Source organism: Rhodoferax sp. GW821-FHT02C08 (genome assembly GCF_059421805.1).
On record NZ_JBWKVR010000001.1, the window covers coordinates 114,300 to 131,545 of the forward strand.

The window sequence follows — 17,246 nt, forward strand, 5'->3', positions numbered from 1 at the left end:
CATGCTGAAAGACCTCGCCAGCCTGGGCCAATCGGTCGGCAGCTACCTGGGCCAGACTGCCCGGCTGATGGTCGGCGTGCCGAACTACGACACCTATGTGGCCCACCAGAAGCGTGAGCACCCGGACCAGCCAGTCATGGGCTACGAGGCCTTTTTCCGCGAACGGCAGGAGGCCCGCTACGGCGGCAAGGGGCGCATCGGGCGCTGCTGCTGATCGTGAAAAGTTCTAAGAAAAAATAGCTGCCAGCGCAGGTACTATTTGCGCTGGCAGCTATGCATTTGGTAGCGAAGAGTTGATTTCTTCTTCGCTAGCCTATTCCGCTATGCGCGTTTGATCAAGCGGATGAGGAAGAGCAGCACGACAGCACCAATGGTCGCCACAAGAATGCTGCCCAGAATGCCGCCGCCCATCGAGACGCCGAATGTGTTGAACAGGAAGCCGCCCAGAAAGGCGCCGACGATGCCCACTACCAGGTCACCGACCAGGCCGAAGCCGCCGCCCTTGACCAAGGTACCCGCCAACCAGCCGGCGACGATGCCGACAACCAGAAACCAAATAAAGCCCATTTATTACTCCCAGTGGCATGCCGACATGGCGGATGCAGTCTAACCGTCCATGGCAGACGGGCGCGTAAGTCAGCGGTGCAGGCGGTTGTTATTAAATGCAAATTATTGTCATCTGCATGATTGCAATGCAGAGTTTTCCCTTTCCAGCTTTTGCCTGAACCCTGTACAGCCTGGGCGCCTGCTACGCCATCCGCCTGACCGCCGGCGCACCGCGTACGGCCAAGCTGACGTTCAAGCTGGATTTGTAACTTCCCAGGTCACCACTAACACCGTTCGCCCTGAGGTCGAAGGGCATGGTTTGACGTATATGGGCTTCGACAGGCTCAGCCCGAACGGTGAGGGGCTGACCCGTTGCCAGGATTTATAAGAAAGGCTTCTGGCGCAGGTGTAATCTGCGCTGACAGCTATTACTTCAATAGCGTACAGCAAACTTTTTTGTGAGCCGTTTGGATCCCATCTCAAGAACGCAAGTGTTTGGCAAGAAAGGTCGCCACTCGGGATTCGTAGGCTGGCGGGTTGAATGCATGCAGGTCAACATGGGCGGCTCCATCCACCAGCCATAGTTCTTTGGGTTCTGCTGCGACTTTGTAGAGCTTCTGAATTTCAATTGTCCTTGTGTGCTGGTCTTCTGTGCCTGACACGATCAACACAGGCGCATGCAGAGACGGCAGATCATCAATCGGACGTAGTTGCTCGACTGAAATTCCGAGCCGTATTGGCAGTTGCCAGAGAAGAACGGGGGCGAAGAAGCCAGCCCAGCTGCCCCCATACATATTGAGCCGGTCTTGTACCGCGTCTGTGATGGTGGGGTACATGGATTCCAGCACGACCGCGTTGGGTGCTGGTGTTGGCTTGGATAGCACCAATGATGCGGCGCCCAGTGATACGCCGATCACGCCGATCTTCTCTGCCGGAAATTCCTGTTTGATGTAAGCCAGTGCTGCGGTTACGCCTGTGGCTTCGTTCACGCCGAAGGTGATGTGGTCGGCAGTGCTCTCGCCGTGCCCGGGCAGGTCGATGAGTACCACCGAGTAGCCCAGCTGCTGGAGGAATGCGGCGCGGCCGAGCATGGATTGCCGGTCTGCACGGACGCCATGCAGCAGCAGAACAACCCCGCCGCCAGCCCGCCCACGTGCGACCCACGCTGCGACTGGGCTGTTGTTGGCGGTTCGTAGCGCGACCGGCTCAACCGGGAGCCCGTGCGGATTCGTCGCTACGGTATGCAGTGCCGGGTGGCTAAGCACCTCTCCCGCTGCGCCTACGATGAAAACCGCCAGGGCAAGGCAGCAGCTGAGGGCAATCGCGGTACGGCGCATGGGAGGTGATCTGCTTATGTCGATGCGGGCAACTATATGGCAGCTGAACGTGGACAACGTGGCCGACAAGGAATACTGGGCTGCCGGTGCGCCGCGCACAGCCAAACTGACGTTCAAGCTGGATTTATAAGAAACAGGCCGCTGGTGCAGGTGCTGCCTACACCAGAAGCTATTAATTCAGGAGCGGGCGAGTGATTTTCCCAGGGCAATCGTATCTAGTGGAGTGATCTGAACTAAGACCTTGAACACGTTCTCAGTGGTGGTGCCAACTGGTCAGCGCCAGCAGGCGTTCCAGCGCAAAAGCACCTAGCACCGAGTTGCCTTTGGCATCCAGCTCCGGCGCCCAGACGCTGACCGTGGCTTTGCCCGGCACGATGGCGACGATGCCGCCGCCCACGCCGGTCTTGACGGGCAGGCCGATGCGGTAGGCAAAGTCACCCGCCGCGTCGTAGGCGCCGCAGGTTAGCAGCAGTGCATTTACCCGACGGGTCGCTTCGGCGGCCAGGAACTGTTCTCCGGGGTGGACATCGGTGCCTATGTCCAGCCCGCCGTTGGCCAAGAACATGGTGGCCTGGGCCAACTGGGCACAATTCATCTCAATGGCGCACTGGCGGCAGTAGTTGTCCAGCACCAGTTCGGGTGGATTCACAAAGTTGCCGTAGCTTTTCATGAAATACGCCATGGCCATGTTGCGGTTGGCGGTGTCGCGTTCCGACTTGGCGATGCGGTCGTTGCGGTTCAGCGTGGGATCATCCGTCAGGCGGCGCAGCATGCCCAGCAGGGCTGTGTCCAAATGGGCAAAGCGTGAGGTCAGGATGTCTGTCACGACCAGCGCGCCTGCGTTGATGAACGGGTTGCGCGGGATGCCTTTTTCGGTCTCCAACTGCACCATGGAGTTGAATGGAGCACCCGAGGGCTCGCGGCCCACCCGCAGCCACAGGTCCTCGCCCACCGTTTTAAGCGCCAGCACGAAAGCAAACAGTTTGGTGATGCTCTGTAGTGAGAACGGTGTGCGCGCGCTGCCCACCGCATAGGTGGAGCCGTCCACCATAGCTATCGCCATACCGAACTGGTGTGGCGGCACTTCAGCCAGCGCAGGAATGTAGCTGGCGACTTGGCCACTGCCAAACAAGGCCTGGGCTTCGCTGTGGATCTGCTGGAGGATGGCCGTCAGCGGCGCGGGGCTAGCGCTTGTGGTGTGGATTGTGGGCTGGGGTGTATGCATGGCGCAGCATTGTGGCCCAGCGGTGGCAGCATCGCGTGCAGGTTCGTGAAGTTCTGGAGAGAATCGGCCTCTGGCGCTGGTACTACCTGCGCTGGCAGCTATAAATTCAGGAGTATTCGAAGGATTTACTCCTCGCTGGTCCACTCCACCTGCGCGCCCAGGCTGCGCGGGTTCTCCACAAAGCCCGGGTGCGCGCGGCGCTTATTGTTTCGTTAAGCTGAGGTTTGAAAAATTGGAACCCAGGCCATCGCTGTCTTGAACGCCCATCACTGCATAGAGCTTGTTGCCTTCTAATAAGTACCCTACCGTGGTGGTGGTGCCCAGGCCAGGGATGGTGAGTGAGCCTTGGGTGAGCTGGAAACCATCTAGGCGGAAGGTCGCAGTGCTGGCGGTCCCTGACTTAGGGTATCTTGAGTTGCCGGTAATGCTCTTTGTGGTAGTAAGAGCCGTGAGCAGCCCGTTGACCGATATGTCGCCAAACAGGTTGGCGTCTTGGCAGGTTGCACTTCCACGATAGATCTTGGAACGGCCACTAACCGCTACGCTGCTCGTACCTGAGGGGGTTGTCAGTGTCAACGTCCACGATTCGGATTGTCCATTGGAGCCGTTCTTCGTTGTGTCTACACAGCCGCTGGAATAGGTGCCAACCATGGCAGAAAAGGAATTGGTGGTAGAGCTGCTATCCGTTGCTGGATCTGAGCCACCTCCGCAGGCTGTCAGAGTAAGGGCTGTCGCGAGCGTAATGATTGACGTGGTGAACTTGTACATTGTGTATTCCCTGTATCTAAATGTTTCAAAATGAAAACAAGGGAATGCTACTGTTGGCTAAGGCGTTTCACTCTGGGACGTACTGGACATTTCCCTCTTTTGAGGGATGCCTGGGAGGCGCATACGAATGGAAATGGGGGCCAAGACCAGCTACATGGCTGGTTCATATCTTGCAAAACCATCTACTTTTTGCCCCCGTGCAGCTCGGAGCCACAGGCAATTAGGGGTTCAGAGGGGGCTTACTCCTCGCTGGTCCACTCCACCTGCGCGCCCAGGCTGCGCAGGTTCTCCACAAAGCCCGGGTGCGCGCGGCGGATCGGCGTGGCGTTGCGGATCTCGGATCGGCCATTCACGCTGGCAGCCACCATGAACAGCGCAATTGCCACGCGGATGATGTAGGGGCTCTCCACCACTGCCGGCGTCAGCGGGCTGCCGCCAAAGCTGACGATGCGGTGCGGGTCCGACTGGTACACGTGGGCGCCGAACTTCGACAGCTCGGTGGTCCAGCCCATGGCGCCGTCGTACACCTTGTTCCAGAACATCGCGTTGCCCTGGGCCTGCACGCCCAGCGCGACGAAGATCGGCAGCAGGTCCACCGGGAAATAGGGCCAGGGCGCGGCCTCCACCTTGGTCAGCACATTGCTGGTGAACGGCGTCTGCACCTTCAGCGCGCCCGGGCAGTCGGCGCGCGACCAGCCGTTTTCATGCGTGATGTGCACGCCGAACTTGGCAAACGTGCGGTCGATCAGCGGAAAGTTCTCGGGCGCGCTGTTGCGCACCACCACGTCGCCGCCGGTGATCGCGCCCAGCGCCAGAAAGGTGGTGATCTCGTGGAAGTCTTCGTCAAAGCGGTACTCGCCGCCGCCCAGCGTGCCGCCGCCATGCACCGTCACGCGCGAGGTGCCCATGCCGTCGATCTTCACGCCAATCATCTGCATGAAGCGGCAGAACTCCTGCACATGCGGTTCGGACGCGGCATTCGTCAGCGTGGAGACACCGCTGGCCGAGGCCGCGCACAGCACAAAGTTCTCGGTGGTGGTGACGGACGCGTAGTCCAGCCAGTGGTCGGTCGGCGTCAGCGGGCCACGGCAGCGCACCAGCAGCGAGCCTTCGCTGCGCTCCACCAGGCCGCCAAACTGGCGGAACACATCGATGTGCGGGTCGATCTCACGCACGCCCAGCGTGCAACCCTTGACGTTGTCTTCCAGCCGCGCCACGCCAAAGCGCGCCAGCAGCGGCGGCACCAGCATGATGGACGAGCGCATCTCCTCCGGCAGCCGGTGCCGCGCCGCGTCGAACACGGTTTCGCGGTGGTGCAGTTCCAGCGTGCCCGTGGCGTAGTCCATCTGTACCTCGCTGCCCAGCAGCCGGAAGATGTCCAGGATCTTGCGTACATCGGTGATGTCCGGCACGCCCAGCAGCCGCAGCGGCTCGTAGGTCAGCAGCGTGGCGCAGAGAACCGGCAGCACGGCGTTCTTGTTGGCAGAAGGGGTGATGCGACCGCGCAAAGGCGTACCGCCGTGGACGATGAGGTTGGACATGGGGGCGTAGAGAGAGGGGGGATGGAAAAGCTAGCGAATTATCCATGGCCCTGGACGCGCTCGCGTAACTAATGCGTCACGGCCAGCCCGCGCGTTTACCTGTGGAATCGGGCTGTGGCGCTTGATTTATCTGCGGGAGCAGCTACGGTTTGTGCAGCGGGTGGGGTGACGTTTTGTCACTGAAGGGTGGTCGCGAGAGTCTGATTGCAACGGCGCCGAACGTCCGCTGCAGCAAAGGGTTCAGCGTCGCCACAACTTCCACCATGGCTTGATTTCTTGGCGGGGCTTGGCTACGAATATCTTTGATGGCTTGTCTATGAGCTTTCCCACGGCGTATTCGACCGCAGGAGGCTCGCCGCTGTATGGAATAAGCAGATAGACAGAGTTGCCTGAGGCATGCTCCAGCAGAGCTACAAGGGTTCTGCATTCATCCCTGGTCATCGCGGGAGGCAATGACACCGATCCGGTTGATGAATCAATGCCCGGCGAGTGATAGAAGATGCCGGTCCCTTGAATCTGGTTCATGTTTGCCCGTTCGGCAAATTTTCGCTCGAAATGCTCGATAGCTTGCGATACGGACAACTGTGCTGTTCCGTCCGTGGTGAGGGCGTGCCCAGCAACAGATCCTGCTGCATCAATAGTGGCGGCATGGGGTGCAAACATGCTCTTTCGATGGAAATCCTGAACCACCGGAAGAACGCGGTCTATCAGTTCGTCGAGTTGTTGGTGGAGTGCCATATATCGTTTAATGCTTGCCTTAAGTGGACCGCCATAGACGGGGCCGTTTCAATGATGGTCAGGCGGCAGCTCCCTCCAGCCGCTGGCAGACGTTGTACAGGAAGAGGTATAGGCCGAGGAAGCCCTGTTTAGCCTCTGGTACAGACACCGTCGCATGTACGCCCTTTGACGCAACGTCATTAAGACGCTTGGCGAATACAAGAAGGTACTGAAGTTCAGCACGCAGGAGTTCCGTTGATGTGGATTTGGGAAAGCGCGTATAGATGAACTCGTGCAAGCGATTCAGGTACTGCTCGTCCCCCAAAAGTCTCTCTTCGCCATCGACGCAGCGCCTGGGGGTGAGTTCCGGCGGGAAGAAGTGATCTGCAGCAGCTTTGATAGCTCGGCGAACTTGTGTGAGCAGAAGGGAAAGATCCTCTAAAGAGGACGAATCAATGAGCTGATTGGCCTTCTGTAGCTTCTCGTAGACATCATCCGACCGAGCCTTGAAGTAGTTTTGAACCTCGTTCTGGGCATGCTGAAGAAACTGCACTGACTTCTGTTGGGAAAGCAACTGACGTTCTACACCGATAGCAAAGTTTAGGCACCTATTGAGTACTCGATCCTTGATCGCGTTTATGCCCTTTATTCGCATCCGGAGTTGGCTTTTGATTTGGTCGTAACGGTCAGTGAAGGCTGCGCTGTCGTACTCCCCCATCGTTGGAGGCACTACGAGGTCGGAGATAGATTTTTCGCACTGGCGCAGTTCTTCGGGGAACTCGCCAACCGAGATGACCAGCACGTTCTTTGGATTCTCGTCGGTTTCATCACTACCGAGAGAGTACGGAAGCGTTCTGGACTTCAGCCAGCGTTCGAAGGAACTGGTGAACAGATACTTTTGCGCTTCTTCCTTGAGGTGGCTTGTATCGTCAAACATCACCCGAGCGATCTCGTGCTTGTCGTCCACCAGCTCGCGGAGGAACAGAGCGGTATTCATATGATCACCGATGTGGCGCGACAGGCGAAGTGACGCGCGGACGGCTTTGTCAACTTCGCCTTGCTCAACGTAGTCGTAGATTCGCTGAACAAGGTCTTGATGCATTCTGACGCCTAACGAATGAAAGGGACTTCCCCGTCCCAAGCAAGCCACGTCCCGTCAGGGTTGTGGTTTACGGCAACTAAGTGCCACGATGGAGAGGTGAATCTTTTCATCAACTTGTTTTGAGAGGGGAAATCATGTCCATCGTAACCGTAGGAATCGATCTGGCAAAGAACGTCTTTGCCGTGCACGGTGTGAGCGAAACCGGCACAGTAGTGAAGATGGCACCTTACGTCTAGGCAGTCTGCGCCGCCGGGCGCATTCCCCGGCCGGGGATGCTGGCAGAAACAACCCAAGACAAAGGTTCAAGCCCAATCGCCCGCCAGCACAGGAATCACCTGCGCAGCCAGCTATCAATTTGAGAGTAGTCGCCTACCCCCGCGTACGCCCTTCCGGTATCACCAGCGGCGTCCCCGACACCGGGTCTTCGATGATCCGACACGGCAGATCAAACACCTGATCCACCAGTGCCGCCGTGATGATCTCTTTCGGTGCACCTTGGGCCACCAGCTGGCCCTGGCGCAGCACCACCAAATGATCTGCGTAGCGACAGGCATGGTCAGGTCGTGCAGCACAGCGACCAGGGTGCGGCCTTGCTGCCGGTTCAGGTCGCGGAACAGTTCCAGCAGGTCGATCTGGTGCGCCAGGTCCAGGTAGGTGGAGGGCTCGTCGAGCAGCAGCAACTGCGTGTCCTGCGCCAGCACCATGGCGAACCAGACGCGCAGGCGCTGGCTGCCGGAGAGTTCATCGACCCGTTAGCCATGCGTAGACCTTCAGAGGTTTGGGGTTATTTCGGCTTCTGGCGCAGGTAATACCTGCGTAGGCAGCTATGGTTTGCATAGCATCTGGCGCAATGGCCTTGACCCGTCTGCCGATCTGCGCCACCCGCAGGCAAAATGCCCGCCATGACGAACAAGAAAACCCTGCTGCTGGTCGATGGCTCCAGCTACCTGTACCGCGCATTCCACGCCATGCCCGACCTGCGCGCCGTACCCGGCGACCCGAAAAGCCCGGCCACCGGCGCCATCCGCGGCATGGTCAACATGATGACCAGCCTGCGCAAGGAAGTGCGCGCCGACTACGCGGTGTGCATCTTCGACGCCAAGGGCCCGACCTTCCGCGACGAGTGGTACCCCGCCTACAAGGCCACGCGCAGCCCCATGCCGGACGACTTGCGCACGCAGATCGAGCCGGTGCACGAAGTGGTGCGCCTGCTGGGCTGGAAGGTGGTGGCCGTGCCGGGCGTGGAGGCCGATGACGTGATCGGCACGCTGGCCCGGGTGGCCGGCGACCAGGGCATCGAGGTCATCGTCTCCAGCGGCGACAAGGACTTGAGCCAGCTGGTGAACGAGCATGTGACCATCATCGACACCATGAACGGCAAGCGCCGCGACGTGGCCGGCGTGACCAGTGAATTCGGTGTACCGCCCAGCCTGATGATCGACTACCAGACCCTGGTGGGCGACACCGTGGACAACGTGCCCGGCGTGGCCAAAGTGGGTCCCAAAACAGCCGCCAAGTGGCTGATGGAATACGGCTCGCTGGACGCGCTGATGGAGCGCGCCACCGAGATCAAGGGCGTGGCCGGCGAGAACCTGCGCGCTGCCGTGGACTGGCTGCCGCAGGGCCGCCGCCTGGTGACCATCAAGACCGACTGCGATTTGGTGGAGCACATCGACGGCCTACCTGCTCTCGATTTGCTAGCGTACACCGCACAGGATACGGGCGCGCTCAAGGCTTTTTATGAGCAATACGGTTTCAAGGGCCTGGCCAGCAAGCTGGACGGCGCCGCCGCCGAGCCGGCACCCGCTAAGCCGGCCAAAACACCCAAGGCCGCCGCACCCGCCGAGCCTGGCTTGTTCGACGAGCCGGCCGAACCAGCCGAACCCGCCGCAGCGCCTGGCCGCACGCCAGGCTTCGAGAATGTGCTGACCTGGGAGGCCTTTGACGCCTGGCTGGCCAAGCTGGAAGCCGCCGAGTTGGTGGCGTTGGACACCGAAACCAACTCCATCGACGAGATGGTGGCCGAGATCGTCGGCATCAGCTTCAGCGTGACGCTGGGCGAGGCCGCCTATGTGCCGGTGGCGCACAACTACCCTGACGCGCCCACCCAGCTGCCGCGCGACGAGGTGCTGGCGCGCCTCAAGCCCTGGCTGGAAAACCCGGCCAAGCTCAAGCTGGGCCAGCACATCAAGTACGACCGCCATGTGTTCGCCAACCACGGCATCGAAGTGCAGGGCTATGCGCACGACACCATGCTGCAAAGCTATGTGCTGGAAGTGCACAAGCCGCATGGCCTGAGCAGCCTGGCCGAGCGGCACCTGGGCCGCAGCGGTATCAGCTTCGAAGACCTGTGCGGCAAGGGCGTGCATCAGCTGACCATCAACCAGGTGGACGTGGAAAAGACCGCCGAATACGCCTGCGAAGACGCGGACATGACGCTGGACGTGCACCGCTTCCTGTGGCCGCAGCTGGAGGCCGACGCCAAGTTGCGCGGCATCTACGAGCTGGAGATTGCCTCCAGCGAAGCCCTGTACCGCATAGAGCGCAACGGCGTGCTGATCGACGCACCCACCCTGGCCAAGCAGAGCGGCGAACTCGGCGCGCGCATCCTGCAACTGGAGGCTGAAGCCCATGTGCTGGCCGACCAGCCGTTCAACCTCAGCAGCCCGAAGCAGATCGGCGAAATCTTCTTCACCAAGCTCGGCCTGCCGGTGGTCAAGAAAACCGCGACCGGCGCACCCAGCACCGACGAAGAAGTGCTGGAAAAGCTGGCCGAAGACTACCCGCTGCCGGCCAAGATCCTGGAGCACCGCGGTTTGAGCAAGCTCAAGGGCACCTACACCGACAAGCTGGCCCTGCTGACCCTGCCGCGCAGTGGTCGGGTGCATACCCACTACGCGCAGGCGGTGGCGGTGACCGGGCGGCTCAGCAGCAACGACCCCAACCTGCAGAACATCCCCATCCGCACGCCCGAAGGCCGGCGCGTGCGCGAGGCCTTTGTGGCGCCCGCCGGCAGCGTGATCGCCAGCGCCGACTACTCGCAGATCGAGCTGCGCATCATGGCCCACATCAGCGGCGATGCGTCGCTGTTACGCGCCTTCCACGAAGGCATAGACGTGCACCGCGCCACCGCCGCCGAGGTGTTCGGCGTGGAGGTGGCGCAGGTCAGCAGCGAGCAGCGCCGCTACGCCAAGGTGATCAACTTCGGCCTGATCTACGGCATGAGCGCCTATGGCCTGGCGCGCAACCTGGGCATAGACAACACAGCGGCCAAGAACTACATCGACCGCTACTTCCAGCGCTACCCCGGCGTCAAAACCTATATGGACGAAACCAAGGCCTTGGCCAAAGAGCAGGGCTATGTGGAAACCGTGTTGGGCCGGCGCCTGTACCTGCCGGAGATCAACTCCCCCAACGGCCCGCGCCGCGCCGGTGCCGAGCGTGCCGCCATCAACGCGCCCATGCAGGGCACGGCCGCCGACCTGATCAAGCTCAGCATGGTGGCCGTGCAGAAAGCGCTGGACGATGAAAAGCGCGGTACGAAGATGGTCATGCAGGTGCACGATGAACTGGTGTTCGAAGTGCCCGAGGGCGAGGTCGATTGGCTGCGCAGCGAAATCCCGCGCCTGATGGCCGGCGTGGCCGACCTGAAGGTGCCGCTGTTGGCCGAGGTGGGTGTGGGCCCGAACTGGGACAAGGCCCACTGATTGCCATGATATTGCTATTAAGTTGATAGCTGACAGCGCAGGTTTTATGTGCTCTGGCGGCTAAAAACTTCTGCTACCAACGCTCCCGGCGGATGGGGCGCGTAGCCAGGCCGGTCTTATTTAAACTTGAAGAAAGCGACGTCGTCGGTCAGGCGCTGTGCCTGCTCGGCAAGGCTGCTGGCGGCCGATGCGGTTTGCTCCACCAGCGCGGCGTTTTGCTGGGTGGATTGGTCCAGGTCTTGTACTGCAGTGGCGACTTCGGCAACGCCCTGGGTCTGTTCACGGGTGGCAGTGGAGATTTCGCCCATGAGGGTATCGATCTTGCTGGCGTTGGCCACGATTTCGCCAATGGTGGTGCCGGCTTCGGCCACCACCCGTGTGCCAACTTCCACCTGCTCGATGCTGGCAGAGATCAGGGCCTTGATTTCTTTGGCTGCGGCGGCCGAGCGGCCGGCCAGCGAGCGCACTTCTGACGCCACCACGGCAAAGCCCCGGCCTTGCTCTCCGGCACGCGCGGCTTCTACTGCGGCATTCAGCGCCAGGATGTTGGTCTGGAAGGCAATGCCGTCGATCACGCCAATGATTTCACCGATCTGGTTGGACGAGGCACGGATGCCGTCCATGGTTTTCACCACCTGGCTGATCACCTGGCCGCCCCGGGTGGCTGCGGCTGCGTTTTCACGCACGATGCTGGTGGCGCCCTGTACCGAGTCGGCCGTGTGTTTCACGGTGGAGGTGATTTGTTCCATGCTGGCGGCCGTCTTCTCCAGGCTGGCGGCATTGGACTCTGTGCGTTGCGACAGGTCCAGAGAGGCCGAGGCGATCTCGTCGCTGGCGGTCTGCACGCTGCCGGCTCCTTCTCGCACACTGGAGGCGATTTTTCGCAAACTGAGCTGCATCGTGCCCATGGTGAGCATCAGCTGCGCCACTTCGTCCGAACCCCAGGGCTTGGGAGCGGTGGTGAGGTTGCCCTGGGTGATCTCGGTCAAATGTCCGGACACTTCCTGCAGGCCGCCCATCATGACCTTGTAGAAGGCCAGCATCAGATAGATGGCCAGGGCGATGAAGAAAATGCAAATGCCCAGTTGGCTGAAGAATGCACGTTGCAGCCGGCTCATACGTTCATCCAGCAGCCCGTTCAAGCGTTCGCGCAGCTGCAGGTCCATGGCGCGTTGCTTGTCCACTGCCGTTGTCGCCAGGGCCAGGAATGCAGCCGGGTCGCCTTTGACGGACTCGCCCAGAATGTCTGTTTCGATAGTCTTGAGCAAGGCTTTTCGGGAGTCGTCTAGGCTCTTCATGTCGAATTTCTTGGCGACTTCGGGAAAGTCTTCTACGCCCAGTCGGAAGGAGTTATCAAACTGCTCGTCAATGAATTCAATCAAGGCGATGCTTTCGTGCAGAAGCTCGGATGATTTGGGCGTCAACGCTTCCTTGCTTGCCAAAGTTGCATAGGCCAGACCACGCAGTCGCGCCAATTGTTCTGAGTATTTGGGCCCCAGCAGCACACCCACATTCATCACGTGGTAGCTCTCCAATTCCGGGTCCAGCGAGAGCTGCGAATCGTCCGCGACGTCACTGATCAGCCCGAGCGCTTCATGGATCACAGCAGAGTGGGCTGCAAACGTGGCGTCAGGGGTGGCCGCCACGGGCGTCTGGGCAATGGCGTTGTGCGCCTTGCTCAGTGCTTCGAATCTATTTTGGGTGCCGCTTGCCGCCGGGTTGAACAGCTTTTGTTGCGCAGCCACTTTCTCGAATGCGGCATTGGCCTTGGTTTGCATTTCGGCCATATCAGCGGACTTCGCGCTGGCCGCGCGGCGCAGGTTCTGTGCTGCAGCGATGTATTCGGTGACGGGTGTCACATAGGCAATGCCTTGCTGTTCGCTGAGGGTGACGTTGATCTGGTCACGGGTCTGTTGCCAGAACAACCAGACCAGCAATGCCAGCGGTATCACCAGCATGATGGATATCCAGGCGGCTTTTGCAGGAAAGCTGATCGACCGGAAAAGTTTGACACCAGGAGCCAGCCAACCGTGGTAGCGAAAGAAGGAGCCGAATCCGGCGTCGTGGGTAGGCTGTCTCGTGCTCATTTATACAATCCCGCTAGTTACAAATAACTACAACCAGTGTAGGGTCTGAATCAGCTGCATTGGTTTGGTCGAGACAACTATGTTCACAAATGTTTTCTCGAGATAAGAACCCGTTGCATGCTGGCCGTAGAGGCATTCTGGATGGGTGATGTGCAGCTTGCAATTCTTTTTACGGCCAGACCCTGCCTGCGTCCAGCCGGGTTGGCTGGCTTGCTAACATCAGGTGACACATATATGTGTACATCGCCCCGCCGAGGGTGGTTTTTTGTTTGATGGACCCCATGACTCTTCTCGCAATTCTGGTGGGCACCCTGTGTGCCGGTATAGGCAGTGTGTGGCTGGCGGCTGCGCTCAGTTTCGGCGTGCTGGCGCGCTATACGCAGCACATGCTCAGCCTGGCGGCGGGTGCCTTGCTGGCCACGGCATTCATGCACCTGTTGCCTGAAGCCTTCGAGAGCCAGGCCGGCGCGCAAGAGCTGTTTGGCACGCTGCTGGTGGGTCTGGTGTTCTTTTTTCTGCTCGACAAGGCAGAGCTGTGGCACCACGGCCATGAGCATCACCAGGGCCCGCAGGCCGATGGTCATGGCCATGCACATGCCCATGACCACGGGCACTCGCATGACCACCACCATGCTGCACCGTTGCGTACCGGCGGCTGGGCCGTGCTCACGGGCGATAGCGTGCATGCCTTCGGCGACGGCATTTTGATTGCCTCGGCCTTCATGGCCGATGCACGCCTGGGCTGGGTGGCGGCGCTGGCCGTGCTGGTGCACGAGGTGCCACACCATATGGGCGACCTGGTGGTGTTGCGTGGCACTTCCAGCAACCGGCGTGCGGCGCTGGTCAAGGTGTCGCTGGCGGGCGCGGTAACGGCACTGGGTGGTGTGGTGGGCTTTGCCCTGGTGGACCTGCTGCACGAATGGCTGCCGTATTTTCTGGTGGTGGCCTCCAGCAGCTTTATCTATGTAGCGTTGGCGGACCTGATTCCTCAGTTGCAAAAGCGCCTGAGTGCGGCGCAAACTGCGGCACAAATCGCCTGGCTCTTGTTGGGCATAGGTTTGGTGACGGTGGTCAGCGGCCTGGCGCATGGCCATGCACATTGACCCCCGGGCCGGTCAGAATATCTGACTAGGCGATTTCACCAGCACACAGCGTTAGCGCTGCAGGGTAAAAGAGGTTTTGGAGCACCGATGTGGGTGGCCCATAGCCGCCAAAAAAGCGGAGTACACCATGGAAACACTGCAATTTCGTTGGACACCGGCGCAGGGTTGGGATGATGCCGGCCACAGCATGGTTGACGCCCAGCTGGTCTTCGTTTTTGCCGATCACCCGTATTTTCAGACCCCTGCTTGTTTCGAAGCCCTGCGACAACGCTTTCCGCAGGCCTGCCTGCTGGGTTGCTCCACAGCGGGCAATGTGCAGGGCACTCTTATTAGCGATGGTGATGTAACGGTGACGGCGCTGCGTTTTGCGCGTAGCCGTGTGCGCTTGGTGTCTGCCGAGTTTGGCAAAGACGTGGCGCAGACCACGGCCGGGCTGATCGCCCAGCTGCAGGCCGATGATTTGCGCCATGTCTTTGTGCTGCTGGACGGCGAGCAGGTGGACGGCAGCGAACTCATGGTCGGCCTGCGCAGTCAGCAAGGCGCCATTACCGGCGGCATTGCCGGTGATGGTGAGCGTTTTGGCGCGAACTGGGTGATGGCCGATGCGTGCGCCCGCCAGTCCTGTATTGCTGCCGTGGGTTTTTATGGCGATGTGTCGGCCAGTAGCACTTGCTTTGGCGGCTGGCAGGAGTTTGGCCCGGAGCGCCGTGTGACCCGTTCGCGCGGCAACTTGGTCATGGAGATCGATGGTCAGCCTGCGTTGGCGCTGTACAAAAAATACCTGGGCGAACTGGCGCAGGATCTGCCTCGCAGTGGCCAGCGTTTTCCGCTGGGCTTCAAGCTGCGCGCCGGCGGCGATATGCTGCTCCGCTCGGTGACGGGGGTGGACGAGGCGACGCAAAGCCTGTCTTTTGCGGGCTATGTGCCAGAGGGCAGCATCTGCCGTCTGATGCGCAGCCATCGCGATGGCTTGGTGGATACAGCGTTCAAAGCGGCAGAGGCCACAGCGGCCAACCTGGGCCAGCAGCAAGGCCTGTGTCTGGTGGTGAGCTGTATAGGGCGCAGGCTGGTGCTGAGCCAGATGGTCGAGGCCGAACTGGAGGCGGTGCAAGACCGGCTGGGCCCGGGCATGCGGTTGGCCGGTTTTTATTCTTATGGTGAGCTGGCGCCGTTCGGTGCCAGGATGGAATGCCAATTGCATAACCAGACTTTGGTATTGACCACGTTGCACGAATGACATTGCCCATGCATCCCTTGCTGGCGCGTCAAATGCGCCGCCACCTGCCGTCTGAATGGGGCGGCGAGCCTGCGCTGCGGGCTTTCCTGCATGCTGTGGACAGCTATTACCAGGAGGCTGACCAGGAGTGCCGCATGCTGGAGGGCGCGATGACGGTCAGTTCGCAGGAGCTGTCGGAAAACATCGCCAAGGCGCGCAGCGATCATGCTCTGCTGCGTAGCGTGATGGATTCGATCCCCGATCTGATTTTTTTCAAGGCACAGAATGGCGAGTACCTGGGCTGCAACAAGGCCTATGAGCGCTATATGCGCGTGCAGGAGTCGGAGGTGCTGGGTAAGACCGATTTTGATGTACTGGGTGATCCCCTGGCGACCGAACTGCTGGCATTGGATGAAGAGGTTTTGCGCAGCGGCCGTCGCCATCTGACCGAGCGCTGGTTTGACAGCTGGGGCAAGCGCCCGCGCGTCTGTCTGGAGGTGATGCGCACGCCGTACTACGACGCCGATGGGCAGCTGCTGGGCCTGATCGGCATCGGGCGCGACATCACCGAGCGTAAGCTGTCGGACGAAACCATTCAGCGCCAGGCAAATTACGACGCGCTGACCGAGCTGCCCAACCGCCGTTACTTCCAGGAGCGCCTGGAGCATGAGATGAAGCAGGCCAAGCGATCCGGCCACCCGCTGGTGCTGGTGCTGATCGACCTGGACAACTTCAAGCAGGTGAATGACCTGTTGGGCCATTTTGCCGGTGACCAGCTGCTGGCGCAGGTGGCCCGTCGCATCACGGCCTGTGTGCGCGAGACCGATATGGTGGCGCGCCTGGGCGGCGACGAATTCATTGTGTCCCTGTTGGGCAATCTGCATTTGCAGCAGATCGAGACCGTGGCCTGTAAGCTGCTGGAAAGCCTGGCCGCGTCCTTCACGCTGGGCGAAGAAATGGCGCTGATCTCGGGCAGCATAGGCATCACCATCTACCCGGAAAACGGCGCAGATGCGCAGACCCTGCTGAAGAACGCCGACCAGGCCATGTACTTCGCCAAGGCCAGCGGGCGCAACCGCTACAGCCTGTTCACCCCGGTCTTGCAGGAAACCGCCACCAAGCGCCGCCAGCTGATGCGCGATCTGCCCGCAGCGGTGGAGGCGCAGCAGTTCCAGGTGCATTACCAGCCGATTGTGGACCTGCAGACCGGCGCGGTACACAAGGCCGAGGCCCTGGTGCGCTGGCAGCACCCGGTGCTGGGTTTCATCAGTCCGGCGGACTTCATCCCGCTGGCGGAAGACACCGGAGCCATTCTGCATATCGGTGACTTTGTGTTCCGTGCGGCGGCCGTGTTGGTACAGCAATTGCGCGCACAGGGCTATACCGACTTCCAGATCAGCGTGAACAAGTCGCCGGTTCAGTTCCGTGGCCCACGCAACCAGGTTGCGGAGTGGGTGGAGCATCTGGCCAGCATGGGCTTGCCCGGTGACGCGGTGGCGTTTGAGATCACCGAAAACCTGCTGATGCAGCTGGAAGATGGCACCCGAAGCCGCCTGCTGGCCATGCGCGATGCTGGCATGCAGATATCGCTGGACGACTTCGGTACCGGCTATTCATCACTGTCCTATCTGAAGAGTCTGGACATCGACTTTCTGAAAATAGACCAGTCTTTTGTGCGCGACCTGGAGGAGGACGCCAGCGACCGCGCGCTGTGCGAAGCTATCATTGTGATGGCGCACAAGCTGGACTTGCAGGTGGTGGCAGAAGGCATAGAAACGCCGTTCCAGCGCCAGTTCCTGCAGAGCGCGGGTTGCGACTACGGTCAGGGCTATTTGTTCTCTCGGCCGGTGCCCGGTCCTGCGCTGGAGGCTTTTCTCCAGCAGCTGTAGGGGGTCGA

Annotated in this window: 15 protein-coding genes; 6 read left to right on the forward strand and 9 right to left on the reverse strand. The window is 60.5% G+C overall.

Translation table 11 applies throughout. The features are described 5' to 3' along the window. Window position 1: 1 nt before the first annotated feature. Window positions 2-214 carry a YbdD/YjiX family protein gene (locus AC07VY_RS00590; RefSeq protein ID WP_495095989.1) on the forward strand — a complete coding sequence of 71 codons (213 nt, stop codon included), beginning with the start codon at window positions 2-4 and terminating at the stop codon, window positions 212-214. A 107-nt stretch (window positions 215-321) separates the two neighbouring features. Here the strand turns inward: AC07VY_RS00590 and AC07VY_RS00595 are convergent, their stop codons facing one another. From AC07VY_RS00595 to AC07VY_RS00630, 8 genes are all read right to left on the reverse strand, one after another. Then, window positions 322-567 carry a GlsB/YeaQ/YmgE family stress response membrane protein gene (locus AC07VY_RS00595; RefSeq protein ID WP_495095988.1) on the reverse strand — a complete coding sequence of 82 codons (246 nt, stop codon included), beginning with the start codon at window positions 565-567 and terminating at the stop codon, window positions 322-324. Window positions 568-1,025: 458 nt separating this feature from the next. Next, window positions 1,026-1,883 (reverse strand): alpha/beta hydrolase, encoded by an 858-nt coding sequence (locus tag AC07VY_RS00600; protein WP_495095987.1) that lies wholly within the window; start codon window positions 1,881-1,883, stop codon window positions 1,026-1,028. A 253-nt stretch (window positions 1,884-2,136) separates the two neighbouring features. After that, a complete protein-coding gene (locus AC07VY_RS00605) occupies window positions 2,137-3,108 on the reverse strand; it encodes a glutaminase (RefSeq protein ID WP_495095986.1) in 972 nt (323 codons plus the stop codon). Window positions 3,109-3,309: 201 nt separating this feature from the next. Continuing rightward, entirely contained in the window at window positions 3,310-3,876 is a 567-nt protein-coding gene (locus tag AC07VY_RS00610; protein ID WP_495095985.1) for a hypothetical protein, read from the reverse strand. A 239-nt stretch (window positions 3,877-4,115) separates the two neighbouring features. Continuing rightward, window positions 4,116-5,417 carry a UDP-N-acetylglucosamine 1-carboxyvinyltransferase gene (locus AC07VY_RS00615; RefSeq protein ID WP_495095984.1) on the reverse strand — a complete coding sequence of 434 codons (1,302 nt, stop codon included), beginning with the start codon at window positions 5,415-5,417 and terminating at the stop codon, window positions 4,116-4,118. Window positions 5,418-5,657: 240 nt separating this feature from the next. Then, on the reverse strand, window positions 5,658-6,155 hold the full coding sequence (locus tag AC07VY_RS00620) for a hypothetical protein (RefSeq protein ID WP_495095983.1): 498 nt from the start codon (window positions 6,153-6,155) through the stop codon (window positions 5,658-5,660). A gap of 58 nt (window positions 6,156-6,213) precedes the next feature. Further along, entirely contained in the window at window positions 6,214-7,236 is a 1,023-nt protein-coding gene (locus AC07VY_RS00625) for a hypothetical protein (RefSeq protein ID WP_495095982.1), read from the reverse strand. A gap of 369 nt (window positions 7,237-7,605) precedes the next feature. After that, window positions 7,606-7,767 (reverse strand): hypothetical protein, encoded by a 162-nt coding sequence (locus AC07VY_RS00630; RefSeq protein WP_495095981.1) that lies wholly within the window; start codon window positions 7,765-7,767, stop codon window positions 7,606-7,608. Window positions 7,768-7,799: 32 nt separating this feature from the next. Here AC07VY_RS00630 and AC07VY_RS00635 point away from each other — a divergent pair, with 32 nt between their 5' ends. Together AC07VY_RS00635 and polA are read left to right on the forward strand one after the other, a co-directional pair. Beyond that, window positions 7,800-8,045, forward strand: coding sequence for a hypothetical protein (locus tag AC07VY_RS00635; protein WP_495095980.1), 246 nt, complete (start codon window positions 7,800-7,802; stop codon window positions 8,043-8,045). 93 nt (window positions 8,046-8,138) lie between these two features. Then, a complete protein-coding gene (gene polA / locus AC07VY_RS00640; RefSeq protein ID WP_495095979.1) occupies window positions 8,139-10,943 on the forward strand; it encodes a DNA polymerase I in 2,805 nt (934 codons plus the stop codon). Between the two features lie 116 nt (window positions 10,944-11,059). Here polA and AC07VY_RS00645 read toward each other — a convergent pair whose 3' ends face one another. Further along, window positions 11,060-13,030 (reverse strand): methyl-accepting chemotaxis protein, encoded by a 1,971-nt coding sequence (locus AC07VY_RS00645; protein WP_495095978.1) that lies wholly within the window; start codon window positions 13,028-13,030, stop codon window positions 11,060-11,062. 281 nt (window positions 13,031-13,311) lie between these two features. Between AC07VY_RS00645 and AC07VY_RS00650 the strand changes: the two genes are divergently transcribed. From AC07VY_RS00650 to AC07VY_RS00660, 3 genes are all read left to right on the forward strand, one after another. Next, window positions 13,312-14,133 (forward strand): ZIP family metal transporter, encoded by an 822-nt coding sequence (locus tag AC07VY_RS00650; RefSeq protein ID WP_495095977.1) that lies wholly within the window; start codon window positions 13,312-13,314, stop codon window positions 14,131-14,133. A gap of 127 nt (window positions 14,134-14,260) precedes the next feature. Next, complete coding sequence (locus AC07VY_RS00655) at window positions 14,261-15,370, forward strand: FIST signal transduction protein (protein ID WP_495095976.1); 1,110 nt, start codon at window positions 14,261-14,263, stop codon at window positions 15,368-15,370. An 8-nt stretch (window positions 15,371-15,378) separates the two neighbouring features. Next, window positions 15,379-17,238 carry a putative bifunctional diguanylate cyclase/phosphodiesterase gene (locus tag AC07VY_RS00660; RefSeq protein WP_495119470.1) on the forward strand — a complete coding sequence of 620 codons (1,860 nt, stop codon included), beginning with the start codon at window positions 15,379-15,381 and terminating at the stop codon, window positions 17,236-17,238. The last annotated feature ends 8 nt before the right edge of the window (window positions 17,239-17,246 follow it).